The organism is Furfurilactobacillus sp. W61-4 (assembly GCF_057545565.1).
Window position 1 is genome coordinate 18922 of sequence record NZ_BAAJNZ010000006.1, and the last position, 18404, is coordinate 37325.

General features: G+C 44.3%; 20 protein-coding genes and 1 tRNA gene. 14 read left to right on the forward strand and 7 right to left on the reverse strand.

Features of this window, described 5'->3' with window-relative positions; translation table 11 throughout:
• The first annotated feature begins 277 nt into the window (after positions 1-277).
• Together AC27FN_RS08170 and AC27FN_RS08175 are read left to right on the forward strand one after the other, a co-directional pair.
• Entirely contained in the window at positions 278-754 is a 477-nt protein-coding gene (locus AC27FN_RS08170; protein ID WP_487167514.1) for a SprT family protein, read from the forward strand.
• Positions 755-1036: 282 nt separating this feature from the next.
• Positions 1037-1121, forward strand: a tRNA-Leu gene (locus AC27FN_RS08175).
• 58 nt (positions 1122-1179) lie between these two features.
• Here AC27FN_RS08175 and AC27FN_RS08180 read toward each other — a convergent pair.
• Positions 1180-1629, reverse strand: coding sequence for a pyridoxamine 5'-phosphate oxidase (locus tag AC27FN_RS08180; RefSeq protein ID WP_487167515.1), 450 nt, complete (start codon positions 1627-1629; stop codon positions 1180-1182).
• Between the two features lie 335 nt (positions 1630-1964).
• On the opposite strand from AC27FN_RS08180, the gene AC27FN_RS08185 reads away from it, so the two are divergent.
• Positions 1965-2993, forward strand: coding sequence for an LCP family protein (locus AC27FN_RS08185; protein WP_487167516.1), 1029 nt, complete (start codon positions 1965-1967; stop codon positions 2991-2993).
• A 146-nt stretch (positions 2994-3139) separates the two neighbouring features.
• Here the strand turns inward: AC27FN_RS08185 and rpsN are convergent, their stop codons facing one another.
• A complete protein-coding gene (gene rpsN, locus AC27FN_RS08190; protein ID WP_487167517.1) occupies positions 3140-3409 on the reverse strand; it encodes a 30S ribosomal protein S14 in 270 nt (89 codons plus the stop codon).
• 508 nt (positions 3410-3917) lie between these two features.
• Here rpsN and AC27FN_RS08195 point away from each other — a divergent pair.
• From AC27FN_RS08195 to AC27FN_RS08240, 10 genes are all read left to right on the forward strand, one after another.
• Positions 3918-4331, forward strand: a complete 414-nt coding sequence (locus AC27FN_RS08195) for a PTS sugar transporter subunit IIA (protein WP_487167518.1) — start codon at positions 3918-3920, stop codon at positions 4329-4331.
• A complete protein-coding gene (locus tag AC27FN_RS08200) occupies positions 4332-4826 on the forward strand; it encodes a PTS sugar transporter subunit IIB (RefSeq protein ID WP_487167519.1) in 495 nt (164 codons plus the stop codon). It abuts the gene before it with no gap.
• A gap of 53 nt (positions 4827-4879) precedes the next feature.
• Positions 4880-5869 carry a PTS sugar transporter subunit IIB gene (locus AC27FN_RS08205; protein WP_487167520.1) on the forward strand — a complete coding sequence of 330 codons (990 nt, stop codon included), beginning with the start codon at positions 4880-4882 and terminating at the stop codon, positions 5867-5869.
• A gap of 30 nt (positions 5870-5899) precedes the next feature.
• The gene (locus AC27FN_RS08210; protein ID WP_487167521.1) at positions 5900-6703 is read left to right on the forward strand and encodes a PTS mannose/fructose/sorbose transporter subunit IIC; all 804 of its coding nucleotides are present in this window, start codon (positions 5900-5902) and stop codon (positions 6701-6703) included.
• Between the two features lie 21 nt (positions 6704-6724).
• The gene (locus AC27FN_RS08215; RefSeq protein WP_487167522.1) at positions 6725-7645 is read left to right on the forward strand and encodes a PTS system mannose/fructose/sorbose family transporter subunit IID; all 921 of its coding nucleotides are present in this window, start codon (positions 6725-6727) and stop codon (positions 7643-7645) included.
• A gap of 141 nt (positions 7646-7786) precedes the next feature.
• Positions 7787-8182, forward strand: coding sequence for a DUF956 family protein (locus AC27FN_RS08220; protein WP_487167523.1), 396 nt, complete (start codon positions 7787-7789; stop codon positions 8180-8182).
• A 159-nt stretch (positions 8183-8341) separates the two neighbouring features.
• Positions 8342-9289 carry an AEC family transporter gene (locus tag AC27FN_RS08225; protein ID WP_487167524.1) on the forward strand — a complete coding sequence of 316 codons (948 nt, stop codon included), beginning with the start codon at positions 8342-8344 and terminating at the stop codon, positions 9287-9289.
• A 38-nt stretch (positions 9290-9327) separates the two neighbouring features.
• On the forward strand, positions 9328-10302 hold the full coding sequence (locus AC27FN_RS08230) for an alpha/beta hydrolase (protein ID WP_487167635.1): 975 nt from the start codon (positions 9328-9330) through the stop codon (positions 10300-10302).
• A 306-nt stretch (positions 10303-10608) separates the two neighbouring features.
• Positions 10609-11649 carry a LysM peptidoglycan-binding domain-containing protein gene (locus AC27FN_RS08235; protein WP_487167525.1) on the forward strand — a complete coding sequence of 347 codons (1041 nt, stop codon included), beginning with the start codon at positions 10609-10611 and terminating at the stop codon, positions 11647-11649.
• Between the two features lie 204 nt (positions 11650-11853).
• On the forward strand, positions 11854-12537 hold the full coding sequence (locus tag AC27FN_RS08240; protein ID WP_487167526.1) for a 2,3-bisphosphoglycerate-dependent phosphoglycerate mutase: 684 nt from the start codon (positions 11854-11856) through the stop codon (positions 12535-12537).
• 99 nt (positions 12538-12636) lie between these two features.
• Here the strand turns inward: AC27FN_RS08240 and AC27FN_RS08245 are convergent, their stop codons facing one another.
• Genes AC27FN_RS08245 through AC27FN_RS08255 form a run of 3 tightly spaced genes read right to left on the reverse strand, consistent with a single transcriptional unit; the run spans position 12637 to position 15003 of the window.
• Positions 12637-14007 carry a sensor histidine kinase gene (locus tag AC27FN_RS08245; RefSeq protein ID WP_487167527.1) on the reverse strand — a complete coding sequence of 457 codons (1371 nt, stop codon included), beginning with the start codon at positions 14005-14007 and terminating at the stop codon, positions 12637-12639.
• A complete protein-coding gene (locus tag AC27FN_RS08250) occupies positions 14004-14690 on the reverse strand; it encodes a response regulator transcription factor (protein ID WP_487167528.1) in 687 nt (228 codons plus the stop codon). Before AC27FN_RS08250 ends, AC27FN_RS08245 begins: the two co-directional genes overlap by 4 nt.
• Before the next feature lie 28 nt (positions 14691-14718).
• A complete protein-coding gene (locus AC27FN_RS08255; RefSeq protein WP_487167529.1) occupies positions 14719-15003 on the reverse strand; it encodes a hypothetical protein in 285 nt (94 codons plus the stop codon).
• 179 nt (positions 15004-15182) lie between these two features.
• Here AC27FN_RS08255 and AC27FN_RS08260 point away from each other — a divergent pair, with 179 nt between their 5' ends.
• On the forward strand, positions 15183-16517 hold the full coding sequence (locus AC27FN_RS08260) for a C1 family peptidase (RefSeq protein ID WP_487167530.1): 1335 nt from the start codon (positions 15183-15185) through the stop codon (positions 16515-16517).
• Positions 16518-16613: 96 nt separating this feature from the next.
• Here AC27FN_RS08260 and AC27FN_RS08265 read toward each other — a convergent pair whose 3' ends face one another.
• Positions 16614-17171, reverse strand: a complete 558-nt coding sequence (locus AC27FN_RS08265; protein WP_487167531.1) for a GNAT family N-acetyltransferase — start codon at positions 17169-17171, stop codon at positions 16614-16616.
• Positions 17172-17501: 330 nt separating this feature from the next.
• On the reverse strand, positions 17502-18302 hold the full coding sequence (locus tag AC27FN_RS08270; protein WP_487167532.1) for a lp_1002 family arylesterase: 801 nt from the start codon (positions 18300-18302) through the stop codon (positions 17502-17504).
• Positions 18303-18404: the final 102 nt, after the last annotated feature.

An 18404-nucleotide genomic window follows, 5' to 3' on the forward strand; every position in this document is an offset into this window, starting at 1 on the left:
TTTTGATTAGTAGGTGAGTTTGAGACATGACTCATAAAGGTGTCGCGATTTGTGGTTTTGTACACCACGTTTTCATGATGAAGACGTGCCTAGCAATAACGGTAGCACCTTCCAGAATGCGGAGGATGCTACCGTTTTCGCTAGTGTTCACGCTCAATTCGGCGTTATGTCTCACTCTCGCACTTTTAGCGAGTTAGCGTATTAATGAAATTTAGATTTTCGTATTTGCTATTAATCAAGGCAAGGATGCTGTGGCTATTAAGGAAAGGAGCAGCAGATGACAAACGAAGCCTTGCAAACGTTAGTCGAAGAAATTTCTGTGCGGGATTTCGGTCGTCCATTTAAACATCAGGCCATTTTTAATGCTCGTTTACGGTCGACTGGCGGTCGGTATCATTTAGCAGATCATCACATTGATATCAATCCGCGAATGATTAATGATTTTGATCAAGAAACCCTGATAGGTGTTATTCGTCATGAGTTAGTCCATTATCATCTCGCACTGGCAGGATTGCCTTACCAACATCGGAGTCATGAATTCAAACAGTTGCTAGCGCAAGTTGGTGGCTTGCGTTACGCACCGGCGCCAAAGCAATCAGTTAAATCTAAGCACTCTGGGCGGCGGTATTATTATCATTGCCAGAAATGTGGTCGTCAATTTATTCGGCGTCGACGGGTTAACCTTGAACGGTATGCTTGTGGTTATTGCGGTGGCCGTCTGCATCTAGATGAGTTGGTTCGCGACGTGAAGTAGCCAAGCACACTGAATTTTGATGAATGGCATCCCAGCAGACGGGATGAAGTGTTCTGACTCAGCTTTACACGCGGGTGTAAAGCTTGGGTGTCAGAAGCTTACGATTAATCGAGGCGTGGTCCTAGTAATGATAAAATGGTTAGTGGGTTGATAGTGAACGATGTTGCAAAAGGATCATCTGCCACCGGTCCACGTTGCCAACCTAACCATCGGTCGCCACTAGCGAATTAAAATCAACCGTTGCCTTCAATGAGAATATTTGATAAACTCTTTCTTGTTGATGCGGCCATGGCGGAATTGGCAGACGCGCAAGATTAAGGATCTTGTGATCCCTTCGATCATCCGAGTTCAAGTCTCGGTGGCCGCATAAAAAAAGCAGCTTCATTCCTGATTTCAGGTGATGAAGTTGCTTTTTTGGTGCTTGGTTAATTTGTCGTAGTAAAATCAAGATCAAATTTTGATTGACCGAGACCGGGATCGACGTGCAGTTGTTGAAAGTTAATTTCATACACAACTAAGGTCGAACCAATGGCATCCCACACACTTTGATAATTAGGAATCAGTTCAAGATAACGCGGTAGCAAGTCGGCCATCGTTTTACTTGATGGAGTGATATGCACGTTGTGGGCGCGGATAAACGGATTATTAGGGGTTCCAGTAAATGGAATTGTCGTTAATGATGCATTAGCATGGTCAGCATATAAAGTGAGCGCATGGCTACCTCGAACAGAAGAAAAGTACATTTTTGCTGGTTCATCCGGAAACCACACAAAGTTGATGACTTTAACGTCGGCTTCATCCTGAAATGAAGTGGCTAAAGCGATCGTATTTGTCGTCTGGTAAACTTGTTGGAGTTGATCTAATGGGTTCGACATCGTAAAATTCCTCACAATCTGGTTTAATTGAATCAATTCTAATGAAAGCTGGCAAATTTTGCTAGTTGTTGAGCTTTTGTCGAGCTACACCAGCTTGTTGTCTGCGCCTAGCCCAACCCGATCAATTGGCAAAGAACGCCAACTGCTCAGGCTCCGCTAGTGCTCACCACCACCCAGCTGGTTTCGCTCTGAGATGTTTGTCGAGCTGGCGCTGGTTACCGCAACCTTTAAGAAAAGCTTCAGTCTAGAATAAGAGATGTGAAAGCTTGCGTGATGGTTTACAATAAATTGAAGTTTAAAAAACAAAATCGTTAATTACCATGGGGGATCATGAGATGAATAACCAGCCAAATGAGAACAATATGGATTCGCGCATGCAACGCCGCAGTGCAAATCGGCAAGGACCAAAGCAGCCGAAACAACATGGCTCACGGCGTTGGCATCCATGGCGATGGTTTTGGGGGATTATTATTCTCTTGTTGCTCGTGATTGCCGGTTTTGGTGCAGTTGCCTATCACAATATTAATTCGGCCACGAGTAAGGCATACAAGTCGGCCGGAATCACCAAAGCGCGTGACACGAAGGCAGTTTTGAATTCCAAAAAACCGATTTCAATTCTATTTTTAGGAACTGACACAGGGGCTCTGGGACGTTCTTATAAGGGACGAACCGATACCATCATGATTGCGACGATTAACCCACAAACTAAAAAAATGCTGTTGGTTAGTTTACCTCGGGACACGATGACTGATATTGCCGGCTACCCAGATGAATCACCCGCTAAAATTAATGCGGCTTATGCTTATGGTGGTGTTGGCACGACGATTAAAACCGTTCAGAATTTACTAAATGTGCCTATCGATTACTATGCTATGTTGAACATGGGTGGGCTGGAAAAGGCCATCAATGAAGTGGGTGGTGTGACCGTGACGTCACCACTGTCTTTCTCTTATGAGGGGAGTACCTTTGAAAAAGGACAAACCTATCACATGAACGGGGCAACGGCGTTGAAGTTTTCGCGGATGCGTTATGATGATCCACAAGGGGATTATGGGCGCCAAACCCGCCAACGGTTGGTTGTGGAGGCCCTATTCCGAAAATCGATTGCCGTTCAAACGGTCCTGAATTCGAGCTTTTTGAATTCAATTTCTTCGCAATCACAAACCGATTTGACGAGTTCAGATTTAGTTAAGTTAGCGCAGAATTATCGGTCAGCGACTAAAAATATTAGTAGCGACCATATGCAGGGCCAAGGTCAGATGATTAACGGACAATCCTTTGAAGTTGTCGGCCATAGCGAAAAACAACGAGTAACGAATGAGTTGAGAACGAGTCTTGATTTAAGTGCGAAAACGGATGAATGATTGAAATGAATTAGATGAGCCGTTGATCAACCAAAAAACGCCACTTTTCTTCTAAACAACGTCTAGAAGAAAAGTGGCATTTTTGGTTGTTAATTAGCCTCGATCGATAACTTGAGTTGGTGGTGTTCAGTATGCTTAAAGTGAACTTACCAACTTGCTTTGCGTACACCAGGAATCTTACCTTGCAGAGCAAGTTGCCGGAAATTAAGGCGGGAGAGGCCGAAGCGACGTAAGTAGGCATGCGGACGACCGTCGATTTGGTCACGCCGGTGAATTCTAACAGGTGAGGCATTTTTAGGCAATGCGGCTAACCCAGCATAATCTTTTGCCGCTTTTAAAGTTGCCCGTTTTGCTGCATATTTTGCAACAGTTGCTTCAATACGTTGTTCTTTAATGATTTTGGATTTTTTAGCCATTTACACGACTCCTTTACGATAGTTTTTTGCTTAAAGTGTAATAGTTACTATTTAGTATACCAAATCAACTTACAAAAAGAAAGAGGAAAAGTCTAAGATTATTCATGATTACAAGACGCTAAGATGTCCTGTCTAGGATACCAGCAAAATTAAGAAAAAGATTTTCTCTGAACTCACATTGAGACAAAAAAGTTGATGAACTTTGACGACATGAAAATGCCTTTCTATCAACCTGTCTAGTCCATTTCAAAGAAAGGCACGCCGGGTCAGCGATTTTTTAACTTGATGTAAGCGCTTTACTAGGCTATGCTAGTCACGTGCTGAAGAGTTAATTGCCAATTAGAATCGAGTCATTTTTGTTAGGCATCGAAAAAATTTTCATTATTTTCTGGAAGCGCTTTTTTTGGCAGTTGACTTGCGCTATGATACAGTTATTCCCGAGTCGTCAATAAGTTTGCGATTAATGAACGACTTTTGAATAACGACCAAGCGGAAGGAGGTTGACGCAATGCTCGCTATCGTGCTAGCCAGTCATGGTGGCTTCGCTGATGGGATTAAGGAATCTGCCGATATGATTTTCGGTAAGCAGGAAAAAGTCGTCGCAATTCCATTTACCCCTGATGAGGGACCTGACGAGTTGCAGCGTAAGTTCGAAACTGTCGTGGACGGTTTCGAGACAGACGATGAAATTTTGTTTCTTGTGGATTTGTGGGGTGGCTCGCCATTCAACATCGCTAGTCGGTTGGTAACTGAGCAACCAGAACGAATGGCCTTAATTACAGGCTTAAATTTGGCGATGCTGATTGAGGCATACACAGTTCGCAACCAGTCTCTTGAAATGGTTATTCCACATTTAGAGGAGATTGCTAAAGCTGGCGTAAAGCACCTAGACCAACATTCATTAGAGCAGGAGGCCGAATAAATGACGATGGAAATCCGCTTAGCACGCATCGATTCACGTTTGCTGCATGGTCAAGTGGCCACCGTTTGGACGAAAGCCATTGCTCCAAATCGGATTATGGTCGTCTCTGATGGTGTGGCGCACGATAATCTACGAAAGACATTGATCACTCAAGCGGCTCCGCCGGGAGTAAAAGTCAATGTTATTACGGTCGATAAACTCACTGAAATTTATTCTGATGAGCGCTTCGACGACGTACGCGCCTTTCTATTGTTCGAGACACCACAAGATGTGTTGCGCGCAGTAAACGGTGGCGTCAAATTAGCATCGGTTAATATTGGTAGCCTAAGCTTTACGGATGGCAAAACAATGATTACTGATGCGATTGCAGTGGGTCAGGATGATGCACAGACTTTCCACCAACTGCACGATGATGGGGTTACTTTGGAAGTTCGTAAAGTGCCAGGAGATCACCCACAGGATTTAATGACCCTTCTGGAACAACATGGCTTCTAGTACATCATCACACTAATTAACGGTATCAAATTATATTTTTAGGAGGGACACTCATGGTAGGTATTATCTTAGCCAGTCATGGTGGCTTTGCTGAGGGCATTTACCAATCAGGTGAAATGATCTTCGGCAAGCAGGACAATGTCCAAACAGTCACCTTGCTGCCAAGCGAAGGCCCGGATGATGTGCATGCCAAGTTTGAAAAAGCAGTCGCCAGTTTTGACGATCCAAGTCAGGTATTACTGTTAATCGATCTTTGGGGTGGGACACCATTCAATCAGGCCAGCAACCTCTTTGAGGAACATAAGGATACATGGGCAATCGTCACCGGGATGAATTTGCCGATGGTGATTGAAGCTTATGGTTCTCGAATGACGATGGATTCAGCCCAAGAAATTGCGGCGCACATCATCGAAACAGCTAAGGATGGGGTTAAGGCAAAACCTGAGTCGTTGGTTCCAGCAGCCCCGGCCGCTTCAACTGATGACAATCAACCTAAAGCTGCCATTGCGCCAGGAACGGTGCTAGGCGATGGTCACATCAAGTTTGCGTTGGCTCGGGTTGACTCCCGTCTATTACATGGGCAAGTTGCCACTGCTTGGACGCGTTCGGTTAATCCGACTCGGATCATTGTAGCTTCTGATAATGTGGCTAAGGACGCATTACGGAAGAATATGATCGTTGAGGCAACACCACCTGGTGTAAAGGCAAACGTGATTCCAATCGACAAGTTTATTGAAATCACTAAGGATCCTCGTTTTGGGTCAACGAGAGCTCTAGTCTTATTTGAAACACCAGAGGATGCTTTACGAGCGATTGAAGGTGGCGTCGATATCAAGACGTTAAATATTGGGTCAATGGCTCATTCAGCTGGTAAAGTGGCCGTTTCTAATGTTCTGTCATTAGGGAAAGAAGATATCGAAACCTTTGACAAACTTAAGGCGGACGGCGTGAAGTTTGATGTTCGCAAAGTGCCAGATGATTCTTCCGCAAACATGGATGAAATTGTCGAAAAGGCACGTAAAGCCCTCGCAAATAACGCATAACGCATTCACATAGAAAAGGAGGATTCTCAGATGTCTGCTATTTCGATGATTTTAGTTGTAATCGTTGCATTCTTTGCCGGCATGGAAGGGATCTTGGATGAATTTGAATTCCATCAACCTGTCATTGCCTGTACGCTGATTGGATTGGTTACAGGTCACTTGGCCGCCGGATTAATTTTAGGTGGTTCGCTACAAATGATCGCCCTTGGCTGGGCCAACATTGGTGCGGCTGTCGCCCCTGACGCTGCCTTGGCATCCGTTGCATCTGCTATTATTTTGGTTCAAGGTGGTCAAGGAACGAAGGGTGTCGGTTCAGCGATTGCGATTGCGATTCCGCTGGCCGTGGCTGGTTTATTCTTAACGATGATTGTTCGTACGATTACGGTGGCGATCGTCCACTTGATGGATGCGGCTGCCGAAAAGGGTAATTACCACACCATCAATTTCTGGCAAATTGTATGTATTTGTTTGCAAGGTCTGCGAATTGCGATTCCAGCCGCTTTGCTATTAGTTATTCCGGCTAGTCAAGTGCGGGCAATGTTGGAATCAATGCCTGCATGGTTATCCGATGGGATGGCGATTGGTGGTGGCATGGTGGTGGCCGTTGGTTATGCCATGGTTATCAACATGATGGCTTCCAGTGAAGTTTGGCCATTCTTCGCCATTGGGTTTGTCATTGCTGCGCTTTCTGACTTAACTTTAATTGCGATCGGGACATTAGGCCTTTCATTAGCTTTGATGTACTTGAAGTTAGACAGTGGTCACTCCGATAACGGGGGTGGCGGTAGTAGTAATACTGGTGATCCACTCGGCGATATCCTCGACGATTATTAAAATTAAGGGAGGAAAACGAACATGGCTGATAACAAAATTACGCTAACTAAACGTGATCGTTTGCATGTTGCTTGGCGTTCCACCTTCATTCAAGGGTCATGGAACTACGAACGAATGCAAAACGGTGGCTGGTGTTATTCTTTAATTCCAGCATTGAACAAATTATACAAAAATAAAGAGGACCGCGTGGCCGCTTACAAGCGTCACTTGGAATTCTTTAACACCCACCCATACTTAGCATCACCAATCATCGGGGTGACATTAGCCTTGGAAGAAGAACGGGCTAACGGTGCTGAAGTGGATGATGTTGCGATTCAAGGGGTTAAAGTTGGGATGATGGGACCGTTGGCAGGGGTTGGTGACCCAGTCTTCTGGTACACGGTTCGTCCAATCGTGGGGGCGCTTGGTGCCTCATTAGCCCTAGGTGGAAACATTCTTGGCCCAATCTTATTCTTTGTTGTTTGGAACTTAATTCGTTGGGGATTTATGTGGTACACCCAAGAATTCGGTTACCGGGCCGGGTCACGAATTACTGAAGACCTATCTGGTGGTTTGTTACAATCCGTTACCCGTGGTGCTTCAATGATGGGGATGTTTGTCATTGGTGCCTTGATCGAACGGTGGGTTAACATTAAGTTTGTCCCAGTGGTTTCACAGATTAAGCAACAAAAAGGGGCTTATATCGAATGGGATAAATTGCCTAAAGGACCAAAAGGGATTCAAGAAGCGTTGACCCAATATAACTTGGGCAAGGGGTTATCACTTTCCAACGTTAAAGTTACAACTTTACAAGATAACTTGGATCAGTTGATTCCTGGTTTAGCAGCATTACTGTTAACTTTCCTATGCATGTGGTTATTGAAGAAGAAAGTTTCACCAATTATCATCATCCTAGGCATTTTCGTTGTCGGGGTTGGTGGACACGTGATCGGGTTGTTCTAATTTTAAATTGAACAGTTACTGTGGTACTAATTAGTTTCGGATAGCGGTCGGGTCTTACGAAATGTGAGAATCGACCGCTATTGATTTACCACAAAAAATATGGTTTGATGACCATAGTTCTAATCGGATGAGGAGAGTAACATGGTAGAATCCTTAAATGCAAAAGTTGAATTGACGACACCTGGAACGTCTTATCTTGGGGTCGGCGACTACGGGCAAATTATGATTGGGGACAAGGCATTTGAATTTTATAACGACCGGGATACAAATAAGTTCGTTCAAATTCCTTGGGAAGAAGTGGATGTGGTCATTGCATCAGTCATGTTTGGCGGGCGCTGGATTCCTCGATATGCTTTACGGACCAAGAAGAATGGTACTTACAAGTTCTCGTCAAGGAAACCCAAAGTTGTTTTAAGAGCGATTCGGGAACATATACCGGCGGAACGAATTGTGCGCTCACTGACCTTCTTCCAAGTGATGCGGCGTAATTTAAAGCGGTTGTTTCATCGCAACTCTGCGTCAAAACAATTGAAATAATTAACCGATTGGCTGTCGTTTAAGCTCGGTCCAAAAGGCAATTCACCAAAATAAGGTGGTGTTGCCTTTTTTTTGTTTTTAGCCGAGGATTACCCAAATAATGCGTGACAGTGTGCGTGGTATACTGAGCGAGAGTTCAAATAGAGGGAAGATGAGAAAATGGCGATATTTTTTGAAAGCGCGCAAGGCGTGTTCATGATCGTCTTAATGGTCGCAGTCGGGTACTTTTTGGCTTGGCGGCATTGGTTTGATGAGTCTGCCAAACAGTTGTTAGCTAAATTAGTGACCCAAGTGGCCCTACCACCATATATGATTGTTTCAATTACAAAGGATTTTTCTCGACAACAACTAGATCAATTTTTACCTGCCTTACGATTTCCTGTTCTGTCAATGCTTATCTTAATGGGATTAGCCTGGGGACTGGTATTTGTCTTAAAAATCGATGAAAGTCGTCGAGGTCTGTTTACCTCAATGTTCTTTAATTCCAATACAGTGTTTGTTGGCTTGCCGATCAATTTGGCGATTTTTGGCCGTGCCAGTTTGCCATATGTTTTGGTCTATTACATGGCAAATACCACGATTTTTTGGACGTTGGGGGTGATGTTTATTCAACGTGACGGAGCGTTGCATGAACATTTAACGATCAGTGGGGTGCTTAAAAAAATCTTTTCTGCACCGCTGATTGGGTTCTTGATTGGGGTTGCGCTTGTGTTAACGGATATTCATTTACCCCATTTTCTCAACCAAACTTTTAATTACTTAGGTGGTTTGACAATACCTGTGTCCATGTTATTTATTGGTGTTTCCGTTTATGATGCTGGATTACGCAACATGCGACTCGATCGAAGTAGTTTAGGTGTTTTATCGGGGCGGTTTATCTTTGCACCACTGTTAATGCTCGCGTTGGTTATCCCTGCTAATATGCCATTGTTAATGAAGCAGGTGTTTATTTTGCAGGCCGGGATGCCAGTGATGACGAATGCGCCGGTAGTGGCGAAGTTGTATCACGCTGATGCGGATTTTGCGTCCATTATGGTGTCCGAAACGACTTTGTTATCCCTAATTTTTGTACCTGTGATGATGCTAGTGATTCAACATGTTGTTTGATTTTGGACAGAAAATGATCGAGGGAGAGTGGCTTGAAAATGAAAGTGACACGGAAAATGTTGGCCCCGGACTTACGATTTTGCGGTAGTCTATTACGACCATTTACTCAAGTAAGAAATCCGTCTGTATTCAAGTGGCAACAGTGGTTAACGGAAAAAGTTTATCGTGGTCAGATGCCAAGTGATCCACAGATTGTCTTTAAAGAAACGTTTATTTCAAATGAGGATGGGGAACGGATGCGGCTTTGCATCTATAAACCGCGTCATTTAGATCCTAGTCAACCGGTCACCGGACTTCTTTGGTTACATGGGGGTGGGTATGCGATTGGTTTGCCAGAACAAGAATTGCCGACAATTGAGCGTTTTATTCAAACTAACCCCTGCGTGGTAATCGCCCCTGACTATCGCCGTTCTCTAGTTGCGCCATTTCCAGCTGCGCTTAATGATGCATATACAACATTATTGTGGATGAAGGAAAACGCGAAAAAATTAGGAATTAGGACAGACCAACTATTTGTCGGTGGTGAAAGTGCTGGCGGTGGCTTAACATGTTGTGTTTCTGCGTACGCGAGAGATCATGGCACGGTCCAAATTGCTTACCAAATTTCCTTATACCCAATGTTAGACGATCGGATGTTAACAGCCTCGATGAGGGATAACAATGGTCCAGTTTGGAATGAGACCAGTAATCGTACAGCATGGCGTTTATATTTAGGTCAATCGACAGCGAAGACGTCGGCTTACGCCGCCCCAGCTCGCTTGCAGAATTTTCGAAATTTGCCACCGACTTACACATTTGTTAGTGATATTGAACCATTTTATGATGAAACGCGGCAGTATATTAACCACCTAAAACAAGCTGGTGTGCCAGCTATTATGACTGTTTGCCCCGGTGGCTTTCATGCATTTGATCGATTTGTACCTAAGTCTAAGCTAGCTGAGTTTGCCACGATAGATTTACTCAATCATTATCGTCAGGCAACAGAGCGTTACTTTAAAGAGCAGACAGATTGAGCAGGGTGCAAGTGGGTTAAAGTGGGCAATGCGTGATAAAAGTAACAAGGCTTTATCATTGAATGGTGTGGTCCAATGAATAAAAGTTGAGAATTCCTTAACTTTTTTATGAATTCACGACTGTATGAAAACTTGATATGACGGGGTTCTTAAGTAATTTTAGGAAGAAAAGTAATGCTTTTGTAACGTTCGTAACAAAGTGTTATATGGCTGCTATGGCCCTGTCATACGAATGGCTTAATATGTTCACCAGTGAGTGTTACATACGACCTGTTACACGGGATGAATTGACTAGGAGTGACTAACGTGAAAAAATCAATTAAAACTGCTTTACTAACTACTGCCGGTGCTGCCAGCGTGCTTGCTGGGGTTTCCGCCGCAAATGCCTCAACGATCAAAACAATCAAAGGTGACACGGTTTGGAACTTTGCTCAAAAGAACCACACCACTGTCGATGCTATTGTTAAGGCGAACCACCTTTCAAACGCCAACTTGATTTATGTTGGTCAATCATTGGTTATTCCTGACGCCAATGATGCAGCTTCAACCAGTGATGCAGCTGCGTCTACAGCGCCTGCTTCAGATGCAGCAGCGACCTCAACGGTCAGCGAAGCTTCTGCAGCGACAACTACGGTTGATGCTAATGGTGACTACACAGTTCAAGCCGGTGACACTTTGTCAGCCATCAGTGCAAAGACTGGTGTTTCGATTGCTGATCTTGCTGCCTACAGTAACATTAGCAATCAGAACTTCTTATTAGTTGGTCAGACAATTCACACTAAGGGCACTGCTAGTGCAGCAACAAGTGAAGCGCCTGTGTCACAAGCTAGTCAAGCTCCTGCATCTTCTGAAGCAGCTAGCCAGGCACCAGCATCAGTTGCTAGTCAAGCACCTGCTTCACAAGCTAGCCAAGCACAGCCAGCCCCTGCGACTAGCAATGCTGCACCTACAACGCCAACGACTAATCCAACTGCCCCAGCAGCTGTTTACGGCAACGCCGCCGCAGCTGGCCAAGCTGGTTTCTTTAGTGGCGTGCAAGGTTACCCAGCTGGTCAATGTACTGCATTTGTCGCAGGCATTTTACAGGCATCTGGTGTACCTGCTTCTGAATGGACATACCTTGGAAACGGGGATGCTTGGGGTGCCAACGCTGCTGCCCGTGGCGTAGCTGTTGACCATAACCCAGTAGCCGGTTCAGTTGCTTACTTTGGTTACATGCACGTCGCTTACGTTACTGGTGTTAACGGTGACGGTACAGTTAACATTATCGAAGGTAACTTCAATGGCATGTCATACCATGCGCGGACAATTTCTGTTAGCGAAGCCGCTGGTTACATTCACTTCTAATTCAAATTAATCATTACCAAAGACCGGTCCAATGTGGATACGGTCTTTTTGTTTTGTCCAGCTATACCGACGTTTAGTTCACCAGATCACTGTTGGGCAACACTTTACCTAGTTTCATCCTGCGGCTTTTGTTTGCAACAAATTTTCCACATGTTACGATATTCTTGGTAGAGTAAGCATTAACATAGAGAGAAGATTATGATGATGAGTGAGTTAGTTATCTTACGCCATGGTGAAAGTACCGCTAACCGGGACAATATTTACACCGGCTGGTCCGATGTGCCGTTAACGGAGCGCGGCCGGGAACAAGGGCGTCTGGCTGGGAAGCTGGTGGCTGGTACAGGAATTTTGTTTACGGATGTGCATACTTCTTTGTTACAACGAGCGATTGAAACAACCCATTTGGTTTTGGAAGAATGTCATCAGCTCTGGTTACCCGAGCATAAAACTTGGCGCCTTAATGAACGTCACTATGGCGCATTACGAGGCCAAAATAAAGACTGGACACGTCAAGTTTATGGCAAACAACAAGTTGCAAAATGGCGACGCAGTTTCGACGTGGTACCACCGCTGTTAGACTATCCAGACCACGAACAAGATCGTCGTTATGCAATGTTCCCAGCGTCTATCTTGACACGAGGTGAGAGTTTGGCCATGACGTTAGCTCGCTTACAGCCTTATTGGATTGATGAAATTGCGCCTAAATTGCTTGATGGTCATAATCAGCTCATTGTGGCACATGGAAGTTCCTTACGGGCCTTGATCAAGGATTTAGAACAGATTAGTGATGAGGCAATTAGCCAAGTAGAGGTGCCTAACGGTCAACCAATTCACTATACGTTTGATAATGAGTTGCGCATTGTTAATAAAGAGATTTTAGGCCAGTGAATGACTGACCGTGCAAATAAAGATTCATTTTTAAAAAGCAAAAGACCTCGTTTTCACCATTTATGATGAAAACGAGGTCTTTTCGATTGAAATTAAATTTCAACTTTTGGGATGGGTGAGGGGAAAGCTAATCGTGAAGATTGTGCCATGGGGAACATTGTCCGTAATGCTAATCCGACCCCGATGGCTATCGGCGATCCATTTCGCAATTGATAAACCTAAGCCGTTGCCACCGGTGGCCCGGCTACGAGATTTGTCAACGCGATAGAATCGATCGAAGACGTGTGGCTTGTCGCTATCGGCAATGCCAATACCAGTATCCTTAATCTGTAACTCCCAACGTGTGCCCACGACACGAGCCATTAAGGTTACCGTGTCACCTGGCTCAGTATACTTCAGCGCATTATCCAAAAAAATGACGATTAATTGGTGAATACGTTGTTTGTCAATCGTTAGACGCCGATCAAGATCAATTTGTTCGGTGAATTGCTTATCTTGACTAGCAGCAATTTCAGAATAGGGTTGACTAACTTCAGTTAAGAAGGCTTTCATTGAAACGGTTTCTGTTCGAATCTGCGTCATATTTGAATCTGATCGAGCAAGTAACAACAAATCACTGGTTAAGGAATTTAACCGGCGGACTTCAGACAAGGAAAGGGTGATTTGCTCAGTTTGATCCATGATTTTATCATTGGGGTGGGTTAGCATTAATTCCAATTTGTTTTGAATGACCGTTAGTGGCGTCCGCAGCTCGTGTGCCGCGTTGGCAACGAACTCGCGTTGAAGCTGCCACGAGCGCAAAATTGGTCGCATATTTAAACGGGCGAGTACGTAACTAAGCAAGATCGAAATGACCCAAAAAATAAGCATCGACCACGTCAGGACACGTTTGAAGACCTCAATGGAAGCCTTTTCAGAATCAGTATTGGTGACAATCATGAGGTAGTCGCCGGCGTAAGCGAGGTTCGAATTTGTTTTGGGAACATAAAAAGTTAGCGTGCGAAAATTATTTTGCTGATTGATCCGGACATCGTGTAATTCATTGAGATGTCCTTTATTTAACTTCAATTGTTGTAAAACAGCCGTATAGTTGTCCTGACCATTGGGAGTGGAGCTGTTGGCATCACTGGAATCGCTCTTAGCATTGGGACTGGTCTGCTGACGTGTCGCTGGCGTATTGACGGCACCATTCAGTAATTTTCCTTTACGATCAAAGACGAGAATCGAGGTTCGAAAAGCGATCGCACGAAAGGCATCTTGGCTCGGAGCACCACCGGTCACTGGTTTGTTTAATAGCAGTTGACGTTGAACCCGAATCCCGCGGTCAACACCTTGGTAAATGGAAGGCTGAAAGACTCGCCAAAGAATCGTGCCCAGTGATAGAAAGATTAACGCAAAGCTGATTAATTCGCTTAGGAATAGCCACCACTGTTGCCGACCAAAGGCATGCGTTGCTTGTTTTTTATTCACGACTCTACTCCTACCAAATAACCGGCATTGCGCAATGTTTTGATGTATTGATCAGCACCGAATGGTTTTAATTTCTTCCGGAGATTGGAAACGTAAACTTCGACTACCGTGATCGAAGTCTCGGAATCAAATCCCCAAAGTCGATCGAAGATTTGATCCTTCGTCACAATGGTGCCCTGATTTTGAATGAAGTAGACCAAGAGGTCAAATTCTTTACCATTTAGCTGAACTGATTGTTCTTGAATCGTAACCGCATGGTTTTGTAAGTTAACCTCAATGTCGCCCATCCGGAGAACATTTTCGTTGAGAAAGTGGCCAGTACGCTTAATTAATGCTCGAACACGCAACATTAATTCCTCGCGATGAAAAGGCTTCGTTAAATAATCGTCAGCCCCTAAATTAAATCCACGTATCTTGTCATCAAGGCCATCTTTGGCCGTCAAAAACAAAACAGGGACATCTAAATGTTGAGTACGGATGGCCTTTAAGACATCTAAGCCACTTTCAGACGGTAACATCCAATCGAGGATAATTAAATCATAAATCCCCTGAGTGGCCATAAATTCGCCTTCTTCGCCATCAAAAGCCTGATCACAATCTAATAGGTCGACCAGCAATTCCTTAATGCCATCTGAAACTGAATGATCATCTTCAATAATTAAGCCGCGTGCGCGCTGTTGCATGGTTGTCCCCTCCCAAAGGTAAGCTTTCTTAACGCTTATTGTAGTCGAAAATCTCTGCGGATGCGACTGCAGTGACTGGTTGAGCGGGGAGCAACCAGCCACTATCGATGACCTCGTGGTAACGTTTGGTAATCGGTAACCAGATTTCGGCGCGCAAAATGTCTAACATCGTTGCCCAAAATAAGGGATCTCGTTTTTGCTGACGGGTCAGGTGTAGTGGAAAACGTTGCCCGGTTTCTGTCTCAGCAATGATGAGCGGACAATGGGCGCTGACTACTTTGGCAGCAATCAGGTTGGCTGAATCTTTTAACATGAGCATCGCTCCATTCATGTAACATGATTTTGATTCTTAATAAGCATAAGAAGATCAGCATAAGGCTAACTTAAAAAGGAAGAAAGAAACATTTGCGGCGAGATTAGGAACTGATTCGCTTTCTAAGCGACTTCTAATGTCGTATACTAATTCCAATACGAAAAAGGAGTGTGAGGGTTTTGAGTAGTGAAATTACAGCTGATCAAATTCGGCGGTATCAAGAAGAGTTAGCAGATCGTAAAGATGCCGCGGTGATTGAACGTTCGATCAAACACAATGGTATCTTGGCCACGGCCCAAGATAATGTGGCAAATGTTGATATGACGCCAGTCTTCTCCATCGATTTAGACACGGGTCATGTGGCTAACCAGAAGCAAAGCGGTCGTTGTTGGATGTTCGCCGCTTTAAATACAATGCGTCACTCAATGAAGGACACTTTTAATTTACCTGGTGATTTTGAGTTGTCTCAAAATTACACCAATTTCTGGGACAAGTTCGAAAAAGCAAACTATTTTTACGAAAATGTCTTAGCGACGGCGGATCAACCGTTGGATGATCGTAAAGTAGCCTTCTTGATGGCAACCCCACAGCAAGATGGTGGTCAGTGGGACATGATTTGCGCCGTGATTGAAAAGTATGGCGTTGTGCCGAAGTCAGTGATGCCAGAGACGTTCAATTCATCTTCATCATCTGATTTAAATGCGCTGCTGAACAAAAAGTTGCGTAAAGATGCGATCGCCTTACGTGAGTTGGTGGCTAACCATGCAACACAGGCAGAAATTGACGAAATTAAAGATCGTAAACTACAAGAGGTTTACCGTATTTTGGCTTATGCTTTAGGTGAACCAGCGCAGAAGTTTGATTTTGAGTATCGTGATCAGGATAAGACTTATCATATTGATCAAGGATTAACACCTAAAGCTTTTTACGACAAATATGTTAATTGGGATTTGTCACAATATGTTTCAGTGATCAACGCGCCAACCGATGACAAAGCTTACAACAAGACTTACACCGTTGAAATGCTCGGTAATGTGGTTAATGGTCGACAAGTTAAGCATTTAAACGTGGATATGGCTGACTTTAAGCAAATGGCGATTTCACAACTGGAAGCGGGACAAAGCGTATGGTTTGGTTGTGACGTTGGGCAAAGTTCTGATCGTAAAGCAGGGATCATGGATCTCCAAGTGTATGCCAAAGACGAATTGTTTGATGTTGACTTTGCCATGACGAAGGCTGAACGATTGGACTATGGTGAGAGTTTGATGACTCATGCCATGGTTCTAACCGGTGTTGACTTGGTGGATGGTAAACCAACTAAGTGGAAGGTTGAAAACTCTTGGGGCGATAAAGTCGGCGAGAAGGGTTACTTCGTGATGAGTGACGCGTGGATGGATGCTTATTGTTACCAAGTTGTGGTCAACAAGACCTTTATGCCTGAAACTTTACAGAAGGCACAAGCACAAACACCCGAATTATTGGCACCATGGGATCCAATGGGCGCATTAGCCTAAAGCAGTAGGTCGGTGACCAGCAAATAGTTATACAAAAAGTCCTTTCCAATTTTTTCGGAAAGGACTTTTTTTAGACTAGCTTGCGTTGTTAGACAATTAATCACGCTCTAACACTAAGTCATACGCGACATTAGTTTCATCTGGCCGTCCACCAACGACGGGGACTAAGCCAATGTAATCAAAGCCATTGGTTTCGATTACGTGTTGCATGCCAAAATTTTCTGGATGGGTATCAATGCGAATGCTCTCAATATCTGGATCAGACGCAATCTGTTCTTTCATGAGGTCAAAGAAATCATGGGTTAAGTGATGACCACGAGAGGCTTTCGCCATGGCAACGCGGTGGATAGAGACATAATTATTGGTCGTTCCTTTAACACGCCAATCACCATCGACAATGGCCTCGTAGGGTTGATCTAAACCTTTAACTAAAGAGGCGATGGCTAAAACGGTGCCCTCATCATCTTTCAAGGCGACGGTTTCGCCACGTTTGATATCGTTGGCAATCACATCTGGTTCGGGATAACCATTTTGCCATTGATCAATCTTTTGATCCGCTAAAAAATCACGGGCATCGTTAATGATTTCTTGAATGGCAGGTAAGTCTGTCATTTCGGCAAAATGTAAGGTAACGTTCAAAGTGGATGATGTCATGAGACTCGCTCCTTTCAGGAATTGTGTTAAACAATTCCGCGGGACAATGTACCGTTAAAACGGCCAGGTTGATTCACGAAGAATCATGACAGTAGCCATATTATGGGTGGGTAACTCCTCATCAGTTACACTTTTCATTGGCTGGCTACTGCCTGATGAAAAGGTCAAATACGTGACCACGAAAAAGCATTCTACACGGTTCAAATGAAAATGGCTACTGTTTTCAACATTAATTTTCTACTAATTATTTTCATAAATGAAACAACCAGAAAAGGCGTCAATTTACCTCGTGTGAAACCTTCACAAGTCACCTTAATTGAATTCTCATTTTTAGTCATCCGTTAAGAGATCCGTGATCCATTCTAATGCTAATTCAAACCAGTGGGCGACATGAGGTAAATCGGTTCCCGGTTTCCACGCTGTCGTCCGATCAGCTAGGGCTAGGCCATGGGGGCCGTGATTGAAAATGTGCGACTCTAATGGAATCTGGTGTTCATACAACGCCGTGGCGTAGGCGAGGCTATTGGTGATCGGCACGGCTTGATCTTCGGCGGTGGCCCAAATAAAGGTCGGTTTATTGGCTGCCGTGATGTGTTGTTCAGCAGCATCACGTTGGCGATCATTGGTCCAGGTGGCGCGGGTGGTTGCTGTTGTCGGAAAGCCAAGTTGTACATCAATCACCGGGTAGCAAAGAATGGTGGCTCGTGGTTCAAGTTGACTTGCAGTCGCACCAACGGTATTTGTGAGCCAACTTGATGACCAATAGTCGTTGTAAAGAGCAGTCACGAGACCACCGGCGGACATTCCCAAAATCAAGACTTGATTTGCATCAACCGGCCAGTCAGAATGGTCTTTGAGTAAAACCATTGTTTGGCCTAATTCAATGAGCGGTCTGGGTAAAATTGGTGATATCTCGCTGATGAATGAATAGCGGAGATAAACGGCGTTGAAACCACGCGCGAAGAAGGCTAGTGCCACTTGCTCTGCCTGAGGTTCAGGAATATGGGTAAATGAGCCACCTGGCACGATCACAATGGTTGGAAAATATTGTTGTCCCGCTGGTCCGGGACGATCGTGAAGAAAACCGTGAAAGTAAGCTCGGTCATTTAATGATTGATGAATTGTTTTCATGAAACGCACCTCAGTTGTCATAATAGTCAATTGAGTTAATTGTACAACTGAGTGACTCGCTTTATGAACTGAAACGAAGTTAATTGACGGAGGTAGGTCGAA

Bases quoted from the DNA above. Each gene is read 5' to 3' on its own strand.
- AC27FN_RS08180 (WP_487167515.1), bottom strand. From the start codon at position 1,629: ATGTCGAACCCATTAGATCAACTCCAACAAGTTTACCAGACGACAAAT.
- AC27FN_RS08215 (WP_487167522.1), top strand. From the start codon at position 6,725: ATGGCTGATAACAAAATTACGCTAACTAAACGTGATCGTTTGCATGTT.
- AC27FN_RS08210 (WP_487167521.1), top strand. From the start codon at position 5,900: ATGTCTGCTATTTCGATGATTTTAGTTGTAATCGTTGCATTCTTTGCC.
- AC27FN_RS08205 (WP_487167520.1), top strand. From the start codon at position 4,880: ATGGTAGGTATTATCTTAGCCAGTCATGGTGGCTTTGCTGAGGGCATT.
- AC27FN_RS08195 (WP_487167518.1), top strand. From the start codon at position 3,918: ATGCTCGCTATCGTGCTAGCCAGTCATGGTGGCTTCGCTGATGGGATT.
- AC27FN_RS08200 (WP_487167519.1), top strand. From the start codon at position 4,332: ATGACGATGGAAATCCGCTTAGCACGCATCGATTCACGTTTGCTGCAT.
- AC27FN_RS08240 (WP_487167526.1), top strand. From the start codon at position 11,854: ATGAGTGAGTTAGTTATCTTACGCCATGGTGAAAGTACCGCTAACCGG.
- AC27FN_RS08170 (WP_487167514.1), top strand. From the start codon at position 278: ATGACAAACGAAGCCTTGCAAACGTTAGTCGAAGAAATTTCTGTGCGG.
- AC27FN_RS08255 (WP_487167529.1), bottom strand. From the start codon at position 15,003: ATGTTAAAAGATTCAGCCAACCTGATTGCTGCCAAAGTAGTCAGCGCC.
- AC27FN_RS08250 (WP_487167528.1), bottom strand. From the start codon at position 14,690: ATGCAACAGCGCGCACGCGGCTTAATTATTGAAGATGATCATTCAGTT.
- AC27FN_RS08230 (WP_487167635.1), top strand. From the start codon at position 9,328: ATGAAAGTGACACGGAAAATGTTGGCCCCGGACTTACGATTTTGCGGT.
- AC27FN_RS08220 (WP_487167523.1), top strand. From the start codon at position 7,787: ATGGTAGAATCCTTAAATGCAAAAGTTGAATTGACGACACCTGGAACG.
- rpsN (WP_487167517.1), bottom strand. From the start codon at position 3,409: ATGGCTAAAAAATCCAAAATCATTAAAGAACAACGTATTGAAGCAACT.
- AC27FN_RS08265 (WP_487167531.1), bottom strand. From the start codon at position 17,171: ATGACATCATCCACTTTGAACGTTACCTTACATTTTGCCGAAATGACA.
- AC27FN_RS08225 (WP_487167524.1), top strand. From the start codon at position 8,342: ATGGCGATATTTTTTGAAAGCGCGCAAGGCGTGTTCATGATCGTCTTA.
- AC27FN_RS08270 (WP_487167532.1), bottom strand. From the start codon at position 18,302: ATGAAAACAATTCATCAATCATTAAATGACCGAGCTTACTTTCACGGT.
- AC27FN_RS08185 (WP_487167516.1), top strand. From the start codon at position 1,965: ATGAATAACCAGCCAAATGAGAACAATATGGATTCGCGCATGCAACGC.